Origin of the sequence: Nocardiopsis sp. NPDC006198, assembly GCF_040613895.1 — a bacterium.
GTDB classification, from domain to species: Bacteria; Actinomycetota; Actinomycetes; order Streptosporangiales; family Streptosporangiaceae; genus Nocardiopsis; species Nocardiopsis tropica.
In genome coordinates, this window is record NZ_JBEXSY010000047.1 from 1 (window position 1) to 15,684 (window position 15,684).

Genomic DNA, 15,684 nt, shown 5'->3' on the forward strand with positions numbered 1-15,684 from the left:
TGGGCACAGCGCGGCTGGGCCGTGCGGGCGCCGATCAAGACCATGTCGCGGGTGGACGTACCCCCGACCGGTCTCCCCCGCCCCTCGACGCGGTTCCGGGGCGTGCGGACCGCTAGGGACGCGCCGTGCGGCGAGCGGCGATGAGCGCCTCTACGCCGTCGAGGAGCAGGCCGAGCCCGAAGCCGAAGTCGCCGTCGTCGATCCACTCGTCACCGTCGCCGAAGGCGTCCTCCCCGACAGCCGCCGCCAGCGCGGGGTAGGTCTCCGAGTCGAGGACCTCGGCGAGGATCGCGCCGTACTCCGCCAGTCCGGCGACCTCCTCGTCGCCCGGCGGCTCCGACCCGCCCGCGCCCAGCGCGAGGCCCGCGTGGCTGACGGCGTAGCCCGTGAGGGTGCTGACGACGTTCATCCTCTCCCCTGCGCCCAGCCCCGTGCCGTCCAGCGCGGCCAGTCCCCGGTCGAGCCAGAGCAGGGACCTCGGTCCCATGGGCGGGGCGAAGCGCGTGATGTGCAGCAGCCACGGCCGGTCGAGCAGGAAGTCCCGGTGGGCGCGGGTCCAGGCCGTGAGGTGGTCCCGCCAGCCCGCCCCCTCCGGTTCCGGGGGGTCGGGCGCCGCCGCGTCGGCCATGGCGACCAGCAGCTCGTCCTTGCTGCCCACGTAGCGGTACAGCGACATCGTCGCCACGCCCATGCTGCGGGCGACGCTGCTCATCCGCACCCCGGCCAGCCCCTCGGCGTCGGCGATCCCGATCGCCGCGGCCGTGATGCCCTCCAGGCTCAGGCTCGGGCGCGGCCCGTGGCGGGACACCGGGTCGCGTCCCCACATCCGCGCCACCACAGGGGGCAGTGCCGGTCCCTCCGCCATGGCGTCTCCGTTCTCTCCCCCGGTCCGCCGCCCGCAGGGCGATCGGCGTCCCGGTCTTGCCCCGAGGATAGAACGATGTACTCTGTACGGCGTACAGTGTATTAAGTACTCAGTTAAAATCCCCTGGAGGCCCCCCGATGTCCGACATCCGCGCCACGCCGGCCCCCTCCCCCGCCCCACCCCCGAGCCGGGGGCCGACGAAGGACTCCGAACGCGCGCTCGCCCCCGACCTCGCACGCGGCGCCATGCTCCTGCTCATCGCGCTGGCCCACGCGACGGGCCTCTTCTTCGCCTCCGCGAACGGCGCCGGTCAGGCGACGGGGGTCGCCGAGCGCGCCTTCGAGATCGCCATGTCCACGCTGGTGGACGCACGCGCGATCCCGATGTTCGCGATCATGTTCGGCTACGGCCTGGTCCAGGTCGCGCGACGACAGGACGCCGCCACCGGCTCCCCCCGGGCTACGCGCGCGATTCTGCTGCGCCGCAACGGCTGGCTGGTCGTCTTCGGTCTGGTGCACGGCACCCTGCTCTTCTCGGGTGAGATCCTCGGGGCGTACGGCGTGCTGGGCCTGCTGTTCACACTCGTGCTGCTGCGCCGCAGCGACCGCGTGTACCGCACCCTCCGGTGGATCGGGGGCGTGCTGCTGGTGTACGTCGCGGGCCTCGGCGGCCTGGTCGCCTGGGCCGTCGCCGACGGCTCCGGGGAACCGGCGCCGGTGCCGGCCCCGGAGGAGGCGTCCTCCCTGGAGGCCGCGACCTACGCGGCCTCCGTCCTCGCACGGCTGGGCGAGTGGCCGGTGCACACAGGGCTCATCGTGGCCGGGTACCTGCTGCCGGTCTGGTTCGGCGCGTGGGCGGCCCGGAACCGCGTGCTGGAGGTCCCCGGGGACCACCGCCGGATGCTGTGGACGGGCGTCGTCGGCGGTTTCGCCGTCGGTGTCGCGGGCGGGCTGCCGATGGGCCTGGCCAACGCGGGTGTGCTGCACGCCGACGCGTTCGCCGCGACATGGGTCCAGCTGCTGCACCAGGTGTCCGGGGTGTTCGGCGGCATCGGCTACGTCTCGCTGTTCGGGCTGCTCTCCCTGACGCTGTCGAGGGCGGGGAGGCCCCGTGGGAACAGCGCCGTCGTCGGCGCGCTGGCCGCGCTCGGCCAGCGCTCGCTGAGCGGCTACCTGTTCCAGTCGGTCGTGTGGGTGGTCCTGGCGTCGCCGTACACGTTGGCGCTCGGCGCCCGGTTCGAGGAGCCGACCCTCTTCGCCGTCGGGTGTGCGGTGGCGGTCTGGCTCGTCAGCGTCGTCGGCGCCGACCTGATGCGGCGCCACTCCCTGCGCGGCCCGGCCGAGGTCCTGCTCCGGAGGCTCACCTACGGCCGCTCGCGGAAGACCGCCTGAGCCGTCCGAGGGGCGTGCCGGTCGCACCGACGGAAACCGCGGCCGGTGCGACGCAAGAGCCCCCACCCCCGGTGAGCTTGTACTTATAGACGTTCTCGACGCCCAACCGCGCTATAAGTACACGATCATCGGGGAAAGTGGGCGGGCCCCGTCATCACGCACCCCCGCTGCCGCAGAAAACCGGCTCCCCACCCGCTCCCCACCCGCGCCTCTCTCCGGCACGGCCAGGGCTCCGACCGGCACCCCTTGACCTCAACTTAAGTTGAAGTTCAAGAATGTCGACCACGTCCACCGACACAGGGGAGAAAGACGTGCGTACGACGAGTGATCCGCCCCAGGGGGCGACCCGACCCGGAGTGCTGTTGGCCGCCGTCATGACGGGTGTGCTGGTCGTGGCCATGTCGATCTCCGGGACGGCGGTGGCCGTTCCGAGCATCGGCTCGGACCTGGAAGCCTCCGGCGCGGCACTCCACTGGGTGGTGGCCGGGTACAACCTCACCTTCGCCGCGTTCACCCTGGTCTGCGGTTCACTCGCCGACCTGTTCGGGAGGCGGCTGCTGTTCGCCCTCGGGGCTGTCGTCTTCGCGGCGGGCAACGCGATCGGCGCCCTGGTCGGTGACGTCCTCGTCCTCGACGCCGCCCGCCTGGTCGCCGGTGTCGGCGGCGCCGCGATCATGGCCAGCGGCGGAGCGCTGCTGGCGACCTTCTTCGAGGGGGCCGCGCGGACCCGTGCCTTCGCCGCCATGGGCGCCATGGCCGGGGTCGGCATCGCCGTCGGTCCGACCCTGTCGGGGCTGCTGGTCGGGGCCGTGGGCTGGCGGGCGGCGTTCCTCGTCTACGCCGCGGTCGGCCTGCTCATCCTGGTCGGCTCGGTGTTCATCGCCGAATCGCGCGCCTCCGACCGGCCGCGCATCGACTGGGCCGGGGCGACGACCTTCATCGCCGGCCTGGCCCTGGTGATGTTCGCGGTCATCGAGGCGCCGGAGGCGGGCTGGACGAGCCCGAGGGCGCTCGGCGCCCTGGCGGCCGGGGCGGTGCTGCTCGTGCTCTTCCTCGTCGTCGAACGCCGGGCGGCCCAGCCGGTGCTCGACCTGGCCCTGGTGCGCAACGGCCCGTTCATGGCCTGGTGCCTGGCCACGCTGACCACGTCGGTCGGATTCCTCGGCGTACTGGTCTTCCTGCCCACCTACCTCCAAGGGGTCCAGGGGGTGAGCGCCCAGACCGCCGGCCTGATGATGCTCATGCTCACGGCGCCGGTCCTGGTGACCCCGCTCCTGGGCGGGTGGCTCGTCACCAGGGGTGTTCCGGCCCGAGGGCTGATCATTCTCGCCCTGCTGTTCGTCGCCGGGGGCAACGGCCTGCTCACCGTCCTCCATCCGCAGATCGGCCCACTGGCGCTGGCAGTGCCCCTGGTGCTGATAGGCACCGGCATGGGCCTGTCGTTCGGCATCACCGACGGCCAGGCGATGAACCTGGTCCCCTCCGCGAAGGCGGGTATGGCGGCGGGCTTCCTCAACACGCTGCGCGGCGGTGCCGAGGCCCTGGTCATCGCCGTCTTCGGGGCCGTGCTGACCAGCATCGTCGCCGCCCGCGCCGGATCGGTCGAGGTCGCCGCCCGGGTGGCCGCCGGTGATCTGACGGGCCCCGGAGCCGGGGTGCTGGCCGGACACCTCACCGCGGCCTGGGACATCGCCTCCTGGGGTGTCGCGGCCCTGTCGCTGACCGCCACAGCCGGTGTGGCCGTGCTGCTGGCCCGGCGCCGGAAGGCTCCTGGAGGGGAGCGGGACGCCGCCGGGAGGGAGGGCGACGTGGTTCCCGGGTAGGCCCGGAGACGGCGAAGGCCCCGGGCGACGACCACCGGGGCCCAAGCCCTGTCAGGACAAAGCCCTCGCCGTCGAGGCGCGTGTTCTCGCCGACGTCCACACGGAAGTACGAGGTCGAGATCCGCACGGGAATCTCGTTGGCCCAGAACATCTTGCGCCTTGCGATCACGTTGTCACCGGGTTCGACGCGCAGGCCGAGGGCCACGTGTTCGTTCGCGGGCTCCTGCCCGACGAACAGCATCTTTCTTTCCGGCTTGAGACCCTGCTGCTGAGCTTCGGTCAGATACAGGGACTTGGACCCGCGAGTGGCAGGCGGAGTCGGCAGTGCACGTTCGACCAGCACGCGCGGACGCGGGTCGAGGGGCCCGGTCGGTGCTTTGTGCCTGGAATCCTCGTCGGCGGCCTTCTTCATCTGACTGACACGACCCGGCGTCACCCCGAGGTGCCGTGCGATGTCTTCCTGACGGAGGCCGGACCGGTGGGCTTCGGTGATCGCCGCGCGCCGTATCCGGGACAGCTCCACGCTTTGGCCCTGCAAGCTGGTCATGGCTGCCGACGCGGCGCGGGCTCTTTCAAGCGGATCGGGCATGGCGGCGATGTCGTGCAGCGTCCGTGCGTCCATGGCGCATCCTCGGGTCGGGGGCTCCACGGCGGACTTTAGCCCCTCTGTCGCGTTGGGCGAAAGGTTGATCGCAGATCGTCACGGACCGACCGTCTCGGTCGACGCACACCGGGGCCTTCTCTCCCCTACCCGGCATCTGTGCGGCGGAGTAGAGTGTCAGCGGATGAGTACTTAGGTACCCAGAGAGGCCCCGGGGAGGGATACCCCGGGGCCTCTCTGGCGTTTGGAACCTACTCGCGGCGGACGGCGCCGAGGAGCGCGCTCCACTCACGGCCGGGCAGGAGGAAGTGCCCATCCTCAGGGTTCTGGGAGTCACGCACGGCGGCGGTCCCCTCCCCTGCGTCAGCGAATTCCACGCAGTTGTTCGGGTTGCTGTAACTCGACTTGCGGAAGTCGAGACCTTCAGTGGATGAGTACATCGGTCGGTGTTCCTAGCTGATCAGGGACCGTAGATGAGCAGAGACGCTGTCCGGGTCCATGGACTTCGACACGAGCAGGTCGAAGATTCTGCGGTAGCGAGCCACCTGGGGCCGCTTGTCCAGATACAGGCCATCCTCGTCCGCCTCGACAAACACGGCATCGAGATCAGGCTCCTCGTACTTCAAGATGGTGAACGGCCCACCCATCCCCGGATGCAACCCCGCGCCGGACAAGATCTGGATCGTGATCGAGTTCGTGGCTTCAGCAAGGTCGGCCAGGTGGGATACCTGGGAGCGGAAAAGATTTCGATCGGAGAGCTTCAGGAGGTCAAGGGCGTGCTGATCGATGATGGCCCACAGATCGACCGGGTTCGGCCGGTCAAGGAGGACCGCCTGGCGGCGCATACGCGCTTCAACTACCCGCTCCACTTCGGCTGGCTCCCGAATGAGAGTGGCGTGGGTGATCGCAGCCGCATACTCCGGTGTCTGTAGCAAACCTGGGATGTACTGAAGCTCGAAGACCCGCAAACCCACAACACCTGCCTCAAGGCTGGTGTAGTCACTGGTGAGCACGTCGTCGTACTGACTCCACCAGCCGCGTTTCCGAGACTGGCGAGTCAACTCCAGCAACGTCTCGCGCTCGCGCTTGTCGCTGACCTTGTAGACGTCGAGCAACAACCGGATGTCCGACACGGCTGGCCGCTTCGATCGGCCGGTTTCGAGGTTCGAGATCTTCGTGCTCGACCACTCCAGCTCATCAGCGACCTGCTCGATGGTCATCCCCGCGCTCAGACGCTTCGCCCGCATTTGCGCTGATAGCTGGCGTCTCGCTACGGGTGGGCTGCTCATTTCGACCTCCTCAGGGGATGCCGCCGATCGTATCGCCGCTGAGCCGGAACCAGACATTTCGCAACTCCTTACATGGATCATGCGTTTTGCCGTATCTCGATTCGAGGCTTGCGAATCGAAACTTTTAAATACAGGATAGGGGTGTACTCATCACCGCCGCCCATCCAGCGGCATCCGACCCTTGGGAGGCGCCCTGTGCGCTACCTGAACCCCTCGGCCCTGGTGGCCGCCCGCTACATCGCCTCGGAGGCCATGCGCCACCGACGACCACGGCGGGCGGCCCGGGTCCGGGCCTACGCCCCCGCCCGCTTCGTGCCCTGCGCCCCGACGCCGCACGACGTCCTGAACGCAGTCCTGAACGGCCTCCACCGGCTGGAGGTGAGGGCGGCATGATGCCCCCGCACTGCGCCGAGACCTCCCTCGACCGGAACGGCGTCCCGCGCTGCTGCGTCATCGAGGCAGGCCACGAAGGCGACCACATGGACCACCAGGCCCGCACCTGGGAACCCCCGGGCACAGTCCTCGCCCGCCTCCGGGAAACCTGGGGCCGCACCCACCGCATCATCTGGACCGGCCGCATGTGGATCGCCACCGCCCACCGCGACGACGTCCACTGGCGCACCGAGGTCGAACCCACCCCGGCCCAGCTGGAGGAGAGCCTTCAGAAGCACTCCCGGCCGCCCGACCGGCCCCGCGCCCGCTCCGCGTCCTCAACGCCTTCCGCGTCTTCCACACACTCCGCGTACCGGGTCCTCGACGTCACCGACACGGGAGGCACCCCGTGAACCGGCGACGACCGCCCCGACGGGACCCCGTCCGCATCTGCGCCGACGACGCCCCGCTCACCCCCGAGGAGCAGGCCGCCTACGACCGCCAGGGCGAGCTGATCGCCATGGAACTGAGCTGGGAGAACGCCCTCCGAGCCTCCGGGCACCCGGTCCCCGCCGCCATGGACGGTGTGCGCTGGGGCAACGGCGACAGCAGCCGCGAGGAGAGCACCCGGGACCGCGAGGACGGGTAGCGCCCCGGAAACCCGTGTCGGCCGGACGCAGGGCACGGGGCCACCGGGCGAGGGCCCGGCGGCCCCGGTCCGCACCCGCTCGTCCCGCTTCCGCGACCACCCTCGCCTCCACTGCCACATCCGCCTACGTATCCGCCTACGCATACGCTTCGAGCTGGAGAAACGACCGATGACCCCCGTACAGCCCCTCATGGACACCGCCGAGGAACTCCTCACACCCGGCGAGGTCGCCCGCCTGTTCCGCGTGGACCCCAAGACCGTCACACGCTGGGAGAAGGACGGCCGCCTCACCTCCCTCCGCACCCTGGGCGGCCACCGCCGCTACCCCAGGGGCCAGATCACCGACGTGCTCAACACCGAACCGGCCGGCGGCGAGGTCGTCCGCGCCCTGGAGAAGGTCCACGCCCTCGCCCTCGAAACCGGCGCGACGGCCGAGGCCGGGCACATCGCCGACCTGATCGGCACACTCCACGGGAACCGGTGACGCCCGCCCGGGCGAACCGCTCCACGTCTCCGGATCCACCAGCCCTGGAAAGCGCCATGGACAAGATCTGCCCGAACTGTCTACAGCCCTGGCCCGCCTGCGTGTGCGTGGTCCCCCTCGGACAGGACACCGCCGTCACCGTGTCCTGGTGCCCCTGGCCGCACCCGGTCCTGTCCCAGCAGCTCGGCAGAACGCTGCTGGAACCCTTCGGCCGGACGGACACCTCGGACCCGCCGAAGGAGTTCTGCAAGGACTGCTCCCAGCCCTGGCCGTCCTGCCGGTGCGAGGGCCGACGCCTCTGACCCCGCAGGACGCGGCCGTCCCGCTCTCCCGGCCGGGAGAGCGGGACGCTCCGGGTTCGCCCCCGAGCCGGGCTAGGCCAAGCCGAGCGGGCCGTCCGGCGCGGGGACGAAGTGGCGGGCGACGTCCTCGTCGGAGACCGCCTCCAGGGTGTCCGGCACCCACTTGGGCGAGCGGTCCTTGTCGACCACCTGCGCGCGGATGCCCTCCGCCACGTCGGGCGAGGCCAGGGCCGCGCAGGAGACCCGGTACTCCTGTTCCAGGACCGCTTCCAGCCCCGGCAGCTCCCGGGCGCGGCGCAGCGCCGCCAGAGTGACCTTCACGGCGGTGGGCGACTTGGCGAGGACGGTCGCGGCGGCCCGCGCCGCCTCCGGGTCGCCGTGGGCGCGCAACCGCTCCACGACCTCCTCCGCGGTGTCGGCTGCGTAGCAGGAGTCGATCCAGTGCCTCCGGCCGCGCAGTTCGGAGTCGGGCGCGGCCTCGGCGAACCGGCCCACCACTTCGGCGACGTCCCCGGCGGAGGCCGCGTCCGCGAGCGCGGCGGCCAGGTCCGGCAGCCGGTCGGAGGGCACGAAGTGGTCGGCCAGGCCCAGGTACAGGGCGTCGCCCGCGCCGACCGACCCGGCGGTGAGCGCCAGGTGGGTGCCGGTCTCCCCCGGCGTCCGGGACAGCAGGTACGTGCCGCCCACGTCGGGCACGAAGCCGATCGTGGTCTCGGGCATCCCGAGGACCGTGCGCTCGGTGACGATCCGTACGGACCCGTGCGCGGACACCCCCACGCCGCCGCCCATCACCACACCGTCCATGAACGCGGCGTAGGGCTTGGCGTAGCGGGCGATGTGCGCGTTGAGCAGGTACTCGTCGCGCCAGAAGGCCGCGGCGCGCAGGTCCCCGTCGAGGGCGCTGGCGCGGATGGCGCGGACGTCGCCGCCCGCGCACAGGCCGCGCTCCCCGGCGCCGTCGATCAGGACGGCAGCAACCGCGTCGTCGTCCTCCCAGGCTGCGAGGGCGCTCCGGAGGGTGTTCACCATGGCGTGGTCGAGGGCGTTGATGGCGCGGGGGCGGTTGAGCGTGAGGCGGCCGAGGCGGCCCTCCACCCGCGACAGGACCGTGTCCCCGGCGGCTCCGGCGGCGGACATCAGGCGGCCCCCGTCAGGCCGCGGGCGGTGATCGGGTTCATGGTCTCGTTGGTCCCTTCCAGGGTTCGGTGCACCCGCAGGTCGAGGACGATCCTCCCGGTGCCGTACCCGGTGGGGCAACCGCGGCCCCCGCGCGGTGGGAGTGCCCGGCCCGCGGCCGTGGACCCGGCCCGGGCCCCGGCGGCGAACCGTCCGGCCGCGGCGCACAGCCGCGCCGGGACACGGGGCCCGGGGTGACCGGGCCCGGCGCGACCGGGAAGAACGACGCCGCCATGCGCACGGTCGGCCGGGAGGGCCGGGGCCGTGGGCATGGCGGCGGGCGGACTGCTCGTGGCGGCGCTCGTGGCGTCCCGGGGCAGGAGGACGCGCTACGCGCCCCCTACGCGCCGGTCGGGACGGTGGGCCCGGCCGTCACGGTGGTGCTCGGCGGACGGCTCACCCGTCCCGTGCGCGGGCACGGCGGGCGACCGCCGGCCCGGGGCCCGCTCTGCGGAGGGGCAGCCCCCGTTTCAGGAGGCCGCCTGCCTTCCGATGTCGCGCAGCAGCAGGTGGGCCTCGTCCAGACGGGGACCGAACGCCTCCGGGGTCTCGGAGAGGCGCATGGCGGTCAGTTCGCAGGCCATGGCGGTGTGGGCGGCGAGCACGGCGACGTTCTCGGGCGTGCCCGCCTCCACCAGGGCCCCGGCCAGCCGGGAGGCCCGCTGGTGCTGGGTGAGGAGGTAGCGGGAGCGCAGTTCGGTGCTCTCCGCGAGCAGCCGCACCAGGACCGCGGAGTGGGCGGGGGACAGCGCGGCGTGCGGCCGGGTGGCCGCGTTGGCCTCCCGGAGCAGGCCCACCGCGGTGTGCAGGTCGTCGCCGATCGGCTGCGTGGCCTTCTCCCGCACGTAGGCGCACATGCGGTCGACCTCGGCGTCGTCGTCGGCGAACAGCACCTGCTGCTTGTCGCCGAAGTACCGGAAGAAGGTGGTGCGACCCACCTCCGCGCGCTCCGCGATCGAGGCGACCGTGACGTTGTCGAATCCGTGTTCGGCGAAGAGTTGGAAGGCGGCTGACACGATCATGGCTCGGGCCTTACGCCGTTTGCGGGCGTGGAGCGTGTCCGGGGGGTGTTGCATGAGGCGACCCTATCGAGTGGGAACCTGGTTCTCCCTGGTACGCGGGACCATTGGGACGGTAGTCCTGAAACGCACAGTGAGAACCGGGGAGCGGGAAGTCGTCTGGCCTGTTGTTCACGAGGAACGCAACCGTGCGGGCACAGGCCGGTTCCGCACGGGTGCACCGGTTGGCCCGGAATTTTATTGCAGAGGAGTCTCGGTCTGACACCCGCCTTCCACTGGGGACGGAACACCGCCAGGAAAGTGGTTCCCCTCTCAGGGCGGTTATGCCGCCGAGGGGCGAACCATTTCCGGTTGGAACTCATTAAACACCGGCGGTAAATCGTTCAGGTTCCTAACCATTGGCTCCCTCCCCTGTCCGGAACCCGCCACGGCCACGCCTCCTCACGGATTGTCACACCCTTGTGCCACAGTGGAGCCATCGATCGGTTCCTGGAGTTGGTCATGGCATATCTGCTGCTCATCGGCACACGCAAGGGCCTCTTCACGGCCCGGAGCGAGGATCGTCGGCGCTGGGAGGTGGAGGGCCCCCACCGGATCGACGCCGCGGACTACGCCAGCATGAGCGCGGTGTACGCGGTCGGCGTCGACCCGCACACCGGCCGCCTCCTTGCGGGGGCGGAGAGCTCGCACTTCGGCCCCAGCGTCTGGTACAGCGACGACCTCGGCCGCACCTGGCACGAGCCCGCGTCCGCGCCCATCGCCTTCCCGGAGGACACCGACGCGTCCTTCGTCCGCGCCTGGCAGTTCGCCTTCGGCGACGACCCCGGCACCGTGTACGCGGGGGTCGAGCCGCACGCGCTCTTCCGTTCCACCGACGGCGGCCTGAGCTTCGAGCTGGTGCGGGCGCTGTGGGACCACCCGCACCGGGCCGAGTGGTTCCCGGGCGCGGGCGGCGCGGCCATCCACACGGTCCTGCCCGGTGTGCTCGGCGCGGGCGACCGCTCACCCGACGCGATCACGGTGGCCATGTCCACCGGAGGTGTCTACCAGACACGCGACGGGGGCGCGAGCTGGAACCCGGCCAACCGGGGCATCTCGGCGGTCTTCCTGCCCGAGGAGGAGCCCGAGTTCGGCCAGTGCGTGCACAAGGTGGCCGTCGCCCCGGACGGGTCGATGTACGCCCAGAACCACCACGGCGTGTACCGCAGCGCCGACCCCGCCGGCGAGGGGTGGACAGCGGTGGAGAAGGGGCTGCCCACGGACTTCGGGTTCGCCGTGGTCGCCCACCCGCACCGTCCGCTCAGCGCGTTCAACTTCCCGGTGGTCAGCCAGGAGGTGCACCTGACGCCGGGCGACCGGCTGTCGGTGTACCGGACCGACGACGGGGGCGGGAGCTGGCGCCCGGCGGTCCGGGGGCTGCCGCAGGACCCCTACTTCGGGATCGTGCTGCGCGACGGCGCCTGCACCGACGGCGCCGACGTGCCGGGCTTCTACTTCGGCACCCGCTCCGGCGACGTCTACGCCTCCACCGACGACGGGGACAGCTGGGAGCAGGTGGCGGCGCACCTGCCCGACGTCCTGTGCGTCCGCGCGGCGGAGGTCTGACATGCGTGTGACGGTGCACCTGCCGGGGCTGCTCCGGGCCGACGCCGACGGCGCCGCCCACGTCCCGGTCGAGGTCGCGGACGGCACCCCGCTGGGCGGGGTCCTGGACGCGCTCACCGCCCTGCACCCGGGCCTGGACCGGCGCATCCGCGACGAGCGCGGGGAGCTGCGCCGGTACGTCAACGTGTTCGTGGACGGCGACGAGTGCCGCGGCGCGGGAGGGCTGGCGGCGCCGGTCCCCGACGGCGCGAACGTGCGGGTACTCCCGTCCGTGGCGGGCGGCTGACCCCGGCGGCCCCGGACGCCGACCGGCCCCCGCCCCGGGCGGGGCGGGGGCCGGGCCGGCCGTCCACAGGTGCGCGGTCGCCCCTACCGGTGGGCGTCCTCCTGCGGTTCGCTTGATACAGGGGGCCCAGAGGGTCCGCCCGCACCGTGCTGCCCCGGCACCGGCCCCGGCACGGGACCGGAGCGGCGCATCGGCATCGGCCGCAGGTACGTCAGGCTCCGCCACAGCCACTCCAGGGGGCCGAGCCGCAGCCAGCCGCTCCACACCCGCGCGAAGGCCGCCGCCGCGACGAAGAACGCCAACGCCACGCCGTACTGCGCCAGCAGCGGGATCTCACCCTCCAGCGGCCCCATCGCCGCCAGGAACACCGCCGTGCTGGCCAGGTACACCGTGAGGGTCATCCGGCCGAGCGGGGCGAGGGCGCCCAGCACGCGGGCCGACGTCCGGCCCCGGCGCACGAGCCACCACACCAGGCCCAGGTAGAACAGCGCGCCGCCCCCGCCCATCAGCGTGGACGCGAGGGACACCAGCAGCGATGACCCCGGCCGGACGACCGGCATGCCGTCGTCCCCGAGCACCGGGACGCCGTCGGCGCCCATCTCCATCGGGAAGAACACGTCGGCGGCGAACATGGCGCCGTACCCGAGCACCTCGAGGGCCAGCCCGGTCCACAGCATGACCACCGGCAGGCGCGACGGGAGGCCCTCGGCTCCCGGCGCGAGTTCGGGGCGCCGGGCCAGCCACGCGCCCACGCAGAAGAACCCCAGCGTCTGCGGCACCTGGACGACCAGCGTCGTCCAGCTGTGCGAGGGCAGCAGGGAGTGGAGGAGGAGTTCGGCGAACGGCGCCGCCGCGAACAGCACGAGGGCCGCCGCGAGGGGGCGCCCTCGGGAGCCGCCGGTCAGCAGCGGCATCAGGGGGACGAGGACGAGCGCCGTCAGGGCGTAGTGGGTGAGGATGTCGCCGTCGAACACCAGCAGGTGCGGCACCCCGAACAGCAGGCCCAGCACGGTGTAGCGGCGCGCCATCACGGCCGCCGGACGCCCGCCGCGCCGGACCGCGGAGCGCCAGGCCAGCACCGCCCCGACCCCGATCAGGACCATCAGCACCGCCCGTGCCTTGCCGCTCAGCAGCAGGCTCAGCCCGGTGTCCACGAGGGAGGTCAGGGTCGAGCGGTCGCGCTCCCCCGCCATCTCCGCCGAGAACACGACGAAGGGCGCGTTCATCAGCACCACGCCGATCATCGCGAGCGCGCGGGCGACGTCGAGGAAGGCCACGCGCCGGGGAGCCCCCGGCGGCGGTGCGTCCCCCGCCGGTCCGTCCGGCCCCTTCCGCTCCACGGTCCCCTGGCCCGGTGCGGCGGCCGACGCGGGCGCGTCCCCCTCCGCGTACCCGGGCACGGGGGCACGCACCGGCGGCGGCGCGTCCCCCGGTCCCCGGTCCTGCTGCGGATACGGCCCCGGCCCCGCGGCGGCGCCCGGCTGTACGTCGGTCACGTCTGCTCCCCTCGTGTGCGGACCTCCAGACTCGCTCCGGGCCCCTCCCGCGCACATCGACCGAACAGCCGAACGGCGTCCCCGGCCCCCTCCTCCTTTCGGCCGAGGGCTCCCGGAGCTGCGGCGTCTAGCCTGGGCGCATGGCGTCGAACGACATCCCCTCCCCGCTCCACGGCCGCCTGTCGGGACTGGAGGGCACGGCCGTCCGGCTCGTTCCGTGGGCCGTGGCGGGGGTGCTGGCCCTGGCCTGGGGGTACGACCTGGTCGGCACAGTGCGGCAGCAGACCCTTCCGGACTGGCCGGGGCCGCCGCGCTCACCCATGGACTACGTGCCGGCGGTCGCGGGCGCGGTCGCGGCCGTGCTCGCCGTGGTCGCCCTGCACCCCCGCGCGGGCCGCGGGACGACCACCGCCTCCGGGGCCGCCGCCGCGCTGGCGGTGACCGCCGCCTCGGCCGTGCTGTTCCCCCTGCCGAAGGGCATGTTCGGGTACGCCTTCGTGCTCTCGGAGGTGCTGTCCCTCCTGGTCCTGCTGTCGCTGGCGGCGCTGCGCTGCCGTCCCTGGCAGGTCGTCGCGGTCGCGCTGTGCGCGTTCGGAGCGGGCCTCACCGACCAGCTGCGCGAGCCCAACAGCTACGGGGTCGTCTCACCGGCGCTGATGATGGTGACGGCCGGCCTGGTCCCCGGCCTGTACCTGCGGTGGAGGGCGTTCCAGCGGCGGTCCCACGCGGAGCGGGCGCGCGCCCAGGAGCGCCTGGCCGTCGCCCGCGACCTGCACGACGTGGTCGCGCACGAGGTGACCGGCATCGTCGTGCAGGCGCAGGCGCTGCGGTACATCGCCGAACGCGACCCCGGGGCGGTGCGGGACGGGCTGCCCGAGATCGAGGCCGCGGGGGCGCGCGCCCTGGAGTCCATGCGGGGTATGGTGACCCGCCTGCGCGAACCGGACGACGTCCCCCTCTCCCCCGACCTCTCCGACGGGCTCGCCCGCCTGGAGGCCGCCGCCTCCGACGGCCTCCCCCGCGTGTCGGTACGGTGCGAGGGGGACGTGGACGGCCTTCCTCCGACCGTCGGCACGGCGGTCCTGCGGATCGTCCAGGAGTCCGTCACCAACGCGCTGCGGTACGCCCGCGGGGCGGCCCTGGTGGACGCGGTGGTCCGCGCCGGACCGGACGGGGTGGCGGTGGAGGTGCTCGACGACGGCCGCGAGGCGGGGAGCGGCGTCGGCGGCGGATTCGGCCTGGTCGGGATGGCCGAACGCGCCCGGATCCTCGGCGGGGAGCTGTCCGCGGGGCCGCGCGGCGGAGGGCACGGATGGGAAGTACGGGCGTGGCTGCCTCTGGAGGGGGACTCATGACGATCCGTGTGCTGCTCGCGGACGACCAGAGCATGGTGCGGACGGGGTTCCGGTACATGCTGGACGCCGAGGACGACATCACGGTCGTGGGCGAGGCCGGGGACGGCCTGGAGGCGGTCCGGACGGCGCGGGAGCTGCGCCCGGACGTGACGCTCATGGACATCCGGATGCCGGGCGTGGACGGTCTGGAGGCGACCCGGCGGCTGGCGGGTCCGGGGGTGGAGGACCCTCTCCGGGTGGTCGTGGTGACCACGTTCGACCTGGACGAGTACGTGCACGCGGCGCTGGGCGGAGGGGCGGTCGGGTTCCTGCTGAAGGACGCGGGCCCGGCCCTGCTGATCGAGGCGGTGCGCGCCGCCGCCCGGGGCGACGCCCTGGTCTCCCCGCAGATCACGGTGCGCCTGCTGCGCCACTTCTCCGCGACGGCCCCCCGCTCCTCCCCCGACGACGGCGGGCTGACCCCCCGGGAGCTGGACATCGTGCGCTCGGTGGCGCGGGGGCTGACCAACACCGAGGTCGCCGCGGAGCTGTTCGTCACGGTGAGCACCGTGAAGACGCACCTGGCGAGCGTCCAGGGCAAGCTCGGGGCACGGAACCGGGTGGAGGTCGCCGCCTGGGCGTACCGCAGCGGGCACGTCACCTGACGGGCGCGCCGTGACCGCTTGCGCCGTCCCGGGACCCGGCCCAGCGGGACGGGGCCGCCCGTGCCGGGCGTCGCGGTACACGGCGGGCCCGGACCGCGGGCGGCGCGGCGGCGACCGGACCACCGCCCGCCCTCCGCCGGGCGGGGCCCACCGGCCCCGGGCGGCGCGGCGGCGGGCGGCGCGTGGCGGGCGGCCACGCGCCCTCCGCGTCCCGGCGACGACGCACGGTCACGCCCCATCCGTGACCCCATCGGTGCTTTGACCCAATTCTGACCCGGGCCCCGGTGTCGCCTTCGCCCCGGTGCGGCGGGCCCCGATGATGATCGG

General features: G+C 72.9%; 17 protein-coding genes and 2 pseudogenes. 11 read left to right on the forward strand and 8 right to left on the reverse strand.

Annotated elements, in window-relative coordinates:
- Positions 1-112: 112 nt before the first annotated feature.
- Entirely contained in the window at positions 113-865 is a 753-nt protein-coding gene (locus tag ABZ234_RS24985; protein WP_355013655.1) for a TetR/AcrR family transcriptional regulator, read from the reverse strand.
- Between the two features lie 137 nt (positions 866-1,002).
- On the opposite strand from ABZ234_RS24985, the gene ABZ234_RS24990 reads away from it, so the two are divergent.
- Together ABZ234_RS24990 and ABZ234_RS24995 are read left to right on the forward strand one after the other, a co-directional pair.
- Entirely contained in the window at positions 1,003-2,256 is a 1,254-nt protein-coding gene (locus ABZ234_RS24990; RefSeq protein WP_355013656.1) for a DUF418 domain-containing protein, read from the forward strand.
- A gap of 311 nt (positions 2,257-2,567) precedes the next feature.
- A complete protein-coding gene (locus ABZ234_RS24995) occupies positions 2,568-4,079 on the forward strand; it encodes an MFS transporter (RefSeq protein WP_355013657.1) in 1,512 nt (503 codons plus the stop codon).
- A gap of 100 nt (positions 4,080-4,179) precedes the next feature.
- Here ABZ234_RS24995 and ABZ234_RS25000 read toward each other — a convergent pair.
- The 3 genes and pseudogenes from ABZ234_RS25000 to ABZ234_RS25010 form a co-directional block, all read right to left on the reverse strand.
- Positions 4,180-4,701: pseudogene (locus tag ABZ234_RS25000) on the reverse strand (UTRA domain-containing protein); the annotation flags it as partial.
- 230 nt (positions 4,702-4,931) lie between these two features.
- Positions 4,932-5,120: a DUF397 domain-containing protein gene (locus ABZ234_RS25005; RefSeq protein WP_355013658.1), complete on the reverse strand. Its 189-nt coding sequence runs from the start codon at positions 5,118-5,120 to the stop codon at positions 4,932-4,934.
- A 12-nt stretch (positions 5,121-5,132) separates the two neighbouring features.
- On the reverse strand, positions 5,133-5,969 hold the full coding sequence (locus ABZ234_RS25010; protein WP_355013659.1) for a helix-turn-helix transcriptional regulator: 837 nt from the start codon (positions 5,967-5,969) through the stop codon (positions 5,133-5,135).
- A 195-nt stretch (positions 5,970-6,164) separates the two neighbouring features.
- Between ABZ234_RS25010 and ABZ234_RS25015 the strand changes: the two genes are divergently transcribed.
- The 5 genes and pseudogenes from ABZ234_RS25015 to ABZ234_RS25035 all read left to right on the forward strand — a co-directional run bounded on the left by ABZ234_RS25015 (position 6,165) and on the right by ABZ234_RS25035 (position 7,776).
- A complete protein-coding gene (locus ABZ234_RS25015) occupies positions 6,165-6,362 on the forward strand; it encodes a hypothetical protein (RefSeq protein WP_355013660.1) in 198 nt (65 codons plus the stop codon).
- Positions 6,359-6,754, forward strand: coding sequence for a hypothetical protein (locus ABZ234_RS25020; RefSeq protein ID WP_355013661.1), 396 nt, complete (start codon positions 6,359-6,361; stop codon positions 6,752-6,754). Before ABZ234_RS25015 ends, ABZ234_RS25020 begins: the two co-directional genes overlap by 4 nt.
- The gene (locus ABZ234_RS25025) at positions 6,751-6,990 is read left to right on the forward strand and encodes a hypothetical protein (protein WP_355013662.1); all 240 of its coding nucleotides are present in this window, start codon (positions 6,751-6,753) and stop codon (positions 6,988-6,990) included. The genes ABZ234_RS25020 and ABZ234_RS25025 overlap by 4 nt, the downstream gene beginning before the upstream one ends.
- A 190-nt stretch (positions 6,991-7,180) precedes the next feature.
- Positions 7,181-7,342: pseudogene (locus ABZ234_RS25030) on the forward strand (BldC family transcriptional regulator); the annotation flags it as partial.
- Positions 7,343-7,581: 239 nt separating this feature from the next.
- Positions 7,582-7,776, forward strand: coding sequence for a hypothetical protein (locus ABZ234_RS25035; RefSeq protein ID WP_355013663.1), 195 nt, complete (start codon positions 7,582-7,584; stop codon positions 7,774-7,776).
- A gap of 72 nt (positions 7,777-7,848) precedes the next feature.
- On the opposite strand, the gene ABZ234_RS25040 is transcribed toward ABZ234_RS25035, so the two are convergent.
- The 3 genes from ABZ234_RS25040 to ABZ234_RS25050 all read right to left on the reverse strand — a co-directional run bounded on the left by ABZ234_RS25040 (position 7,849) and on the right by ABZ234_RS25050 (position 10,028).
- Positions 7,849-8,913, reverse strand: a complete 1,065-nt coding sequence (locus ABZ234_RS25040) for an enoyl-CoA hydratase/isomerase family protein (RefSeq protein ID WP_355013664.1) — start codon at positions 8,911-8,913, stop codon at positions 7,849-7,851.
- On the reverse strand, positions 8,913-9,224 hold the full coding sequence (locus ABZ234_RS25045) for an acyl-CoA dehydrogenase family protein (RefSeq protein ID WP_355013665.1): 312 nt from the start codon (positions 9,222-9,224) through the stop codon (positions 8,913-8,915). The genes ABZ234_RS25040 and ABZ234_RS25045 overlap by 1 nt, the downstream gene beginning before the upstream one ends.
- A gap of 198 nt (positions 9,225-9,422) precedes the next feature.
- Complete coding sequence (locus ABZ234_RS25050; RefSeq protein ID WP_355013666.1) at positions 9,423-10,028, reverse strand: TetR family transcriptional regulator; 606 nt, start codon at positions 10,026-10,028, stop codon at positions 9,423-9,425.
- 444 nt (positions 10,029-10,472) lie between these two features.
- Between ABZ234_RS25050 and ABZ234_RS25055 the strand changes: the two genes are divergently transcribed.
- Positions 10,473-11,576, forward strand: a complete 1,104-nt coding sequence (locus ABZ234_RS25055) for a sialidase family protein (protein WP_355013667.1) — start codon at positions 10,473-10,475, stop codon at positions 11,574-11,576.
- Between the two features lies 1 nt (position 11,577).
- Positions 11,578-11,862 (forward strand): MoaD/ThiS family protein, encoded by a 285-nt coding sequence (locus ABZ234_RS25060; RefSeq protein ID WP_267946953.1) that lies wholly within the window; start codon positions 11,578-11,580, stop codon positions 11,860-11,862.
- Positions 11,863-11,945: 83 nt separating this feature from the next.
- Here ABZ234_RS25060 and ABZ234_RS25065 read toward each other — a convergent pair whose 3' ends face one another.
- Positions 11,946-13,202, reverse strand: coding sequence for a DUF418 domain-containing protein (locus ABZ234_RS25065; protein ID WP_355013689.1), 1,257 nt, complete (start codon positions 13,200-13,202; stop codon positions 11,946-11,948).
- A 296-nt stretch (positions 13,203-13,498) separates the two neighbouring features.
- On the opposite strand from ABZ234_RS25065, the gene ABZ234_RS25070 reads away from it, so the two are divergent.
- Positions 13,499-14,713: a histidine kinase gene (locus ABZ234_RS25070; RefSeq protein WP_355013668.1), complete on the forward strand. Its 1,215-nt coding sequence runs from the start codon at positions 13,499-13,501 to the stop codon at positions 14,711-14,713.
- On the forward strand, positions 14,710-15,357 hold the full coding sequence (locus ABZ234_RS25075) for a response regulator transcription factor (RefSeq protein ID WP_267946957.1): 648 nt from the start codon (positions 14,710-14,712) through the stop codon (positions 15,355-15,357). Before ABZ234_RS25070 ends, ABZ234_RS25075 begins: the two co-directional genes overlap by 4 nt.
- Positions 15,358-15,684: the final 327 nt, after the last annotated feature.

Coding starts and splice junctions, on each gene's coding strand:
- ABZ234_RS25050 (WP_355013666.1), bottom strand. CDS start 10,028: ATGCAACACCCCCCGGACACGCTCCACGCCCGCAAACGGCGTAAGGCC.
- ABZ234_RS25070 (WP_355013668.1), top strand. CDS start 13,499: ATGGCGTCGAACGACATCCCCTCCCCGCTCCACGGCCGCCTGTCGGGA.
- ABZ234_RS25055 (WP_355013667.1), top strand. CDS start 10,473: ATGGCATATCTGCTGCTCATCGGCACACGCAAGGGCCTCTTCACGGCC.
- ABZ234_RS25020 (WP_355013661.1), top strand. CDS start 6,359: ATGATGCCCCCGCACTGCGCCGAGACCTCCCTCGACCGGAACGGCGTC.
- ABZ234_RS25005 (WP_355013658.1), bottom strand. CDS start 5,120: ATGTACTCATCCACTGAAGGTCTCGACTTCCGCAAGTCGAGTTACAGC.
- ABZ234_RS24990 (WP_355013656.1), top strand. CDS start 1,003: ATGTCCGACATCCGCGCCACGCCGGCCCCCTCCCCCGCCCCACCCCCG.
- ABZ234_RS25060 (WP_267946953.1), top strand. CDS start 11,578: ATGCGTGTGACGGTGCACCTGCCGGGGCTGCTCCGGGCCGACGCCGAC.
- ABZ234_RS25045 (WP_355013665.1), bottom strand. CDS start 9,224: ATGCCCACGGCCCCGGCCCTCCCGGCCGACCGTGCGCATGGCGGCGTC.
- ABZ234_RS25040 (WP_355013664.1), bottom strand. CDS start 8,913: ATGTCCGCCGCCGGAGCCGCCGGGGACACGGTCCTGTCGCGGGTGGAG.
- ABZ234_RS25010 (WP_355013659.1), bottom strand. CDS start 5,969: ATGAGCAGCCCACCCGTAGCGAGACGCCAGCTATCAGCGCAAATGCGG.
- ABZ234_RS24985 (WP_355013655.1), bottom strand. CDS start 865: ATGGCGGAGGGACCGGCACTGCCCCCTGTGGTGGCGCGGATGTGGGGA.
- ABZ234_RS25075 (WP_267946957.1), top strand. CDS start 14,710: ATGACGATCCGTGTGCTGCTCGCGGACGACCAGAGCATGGTGCGGACG.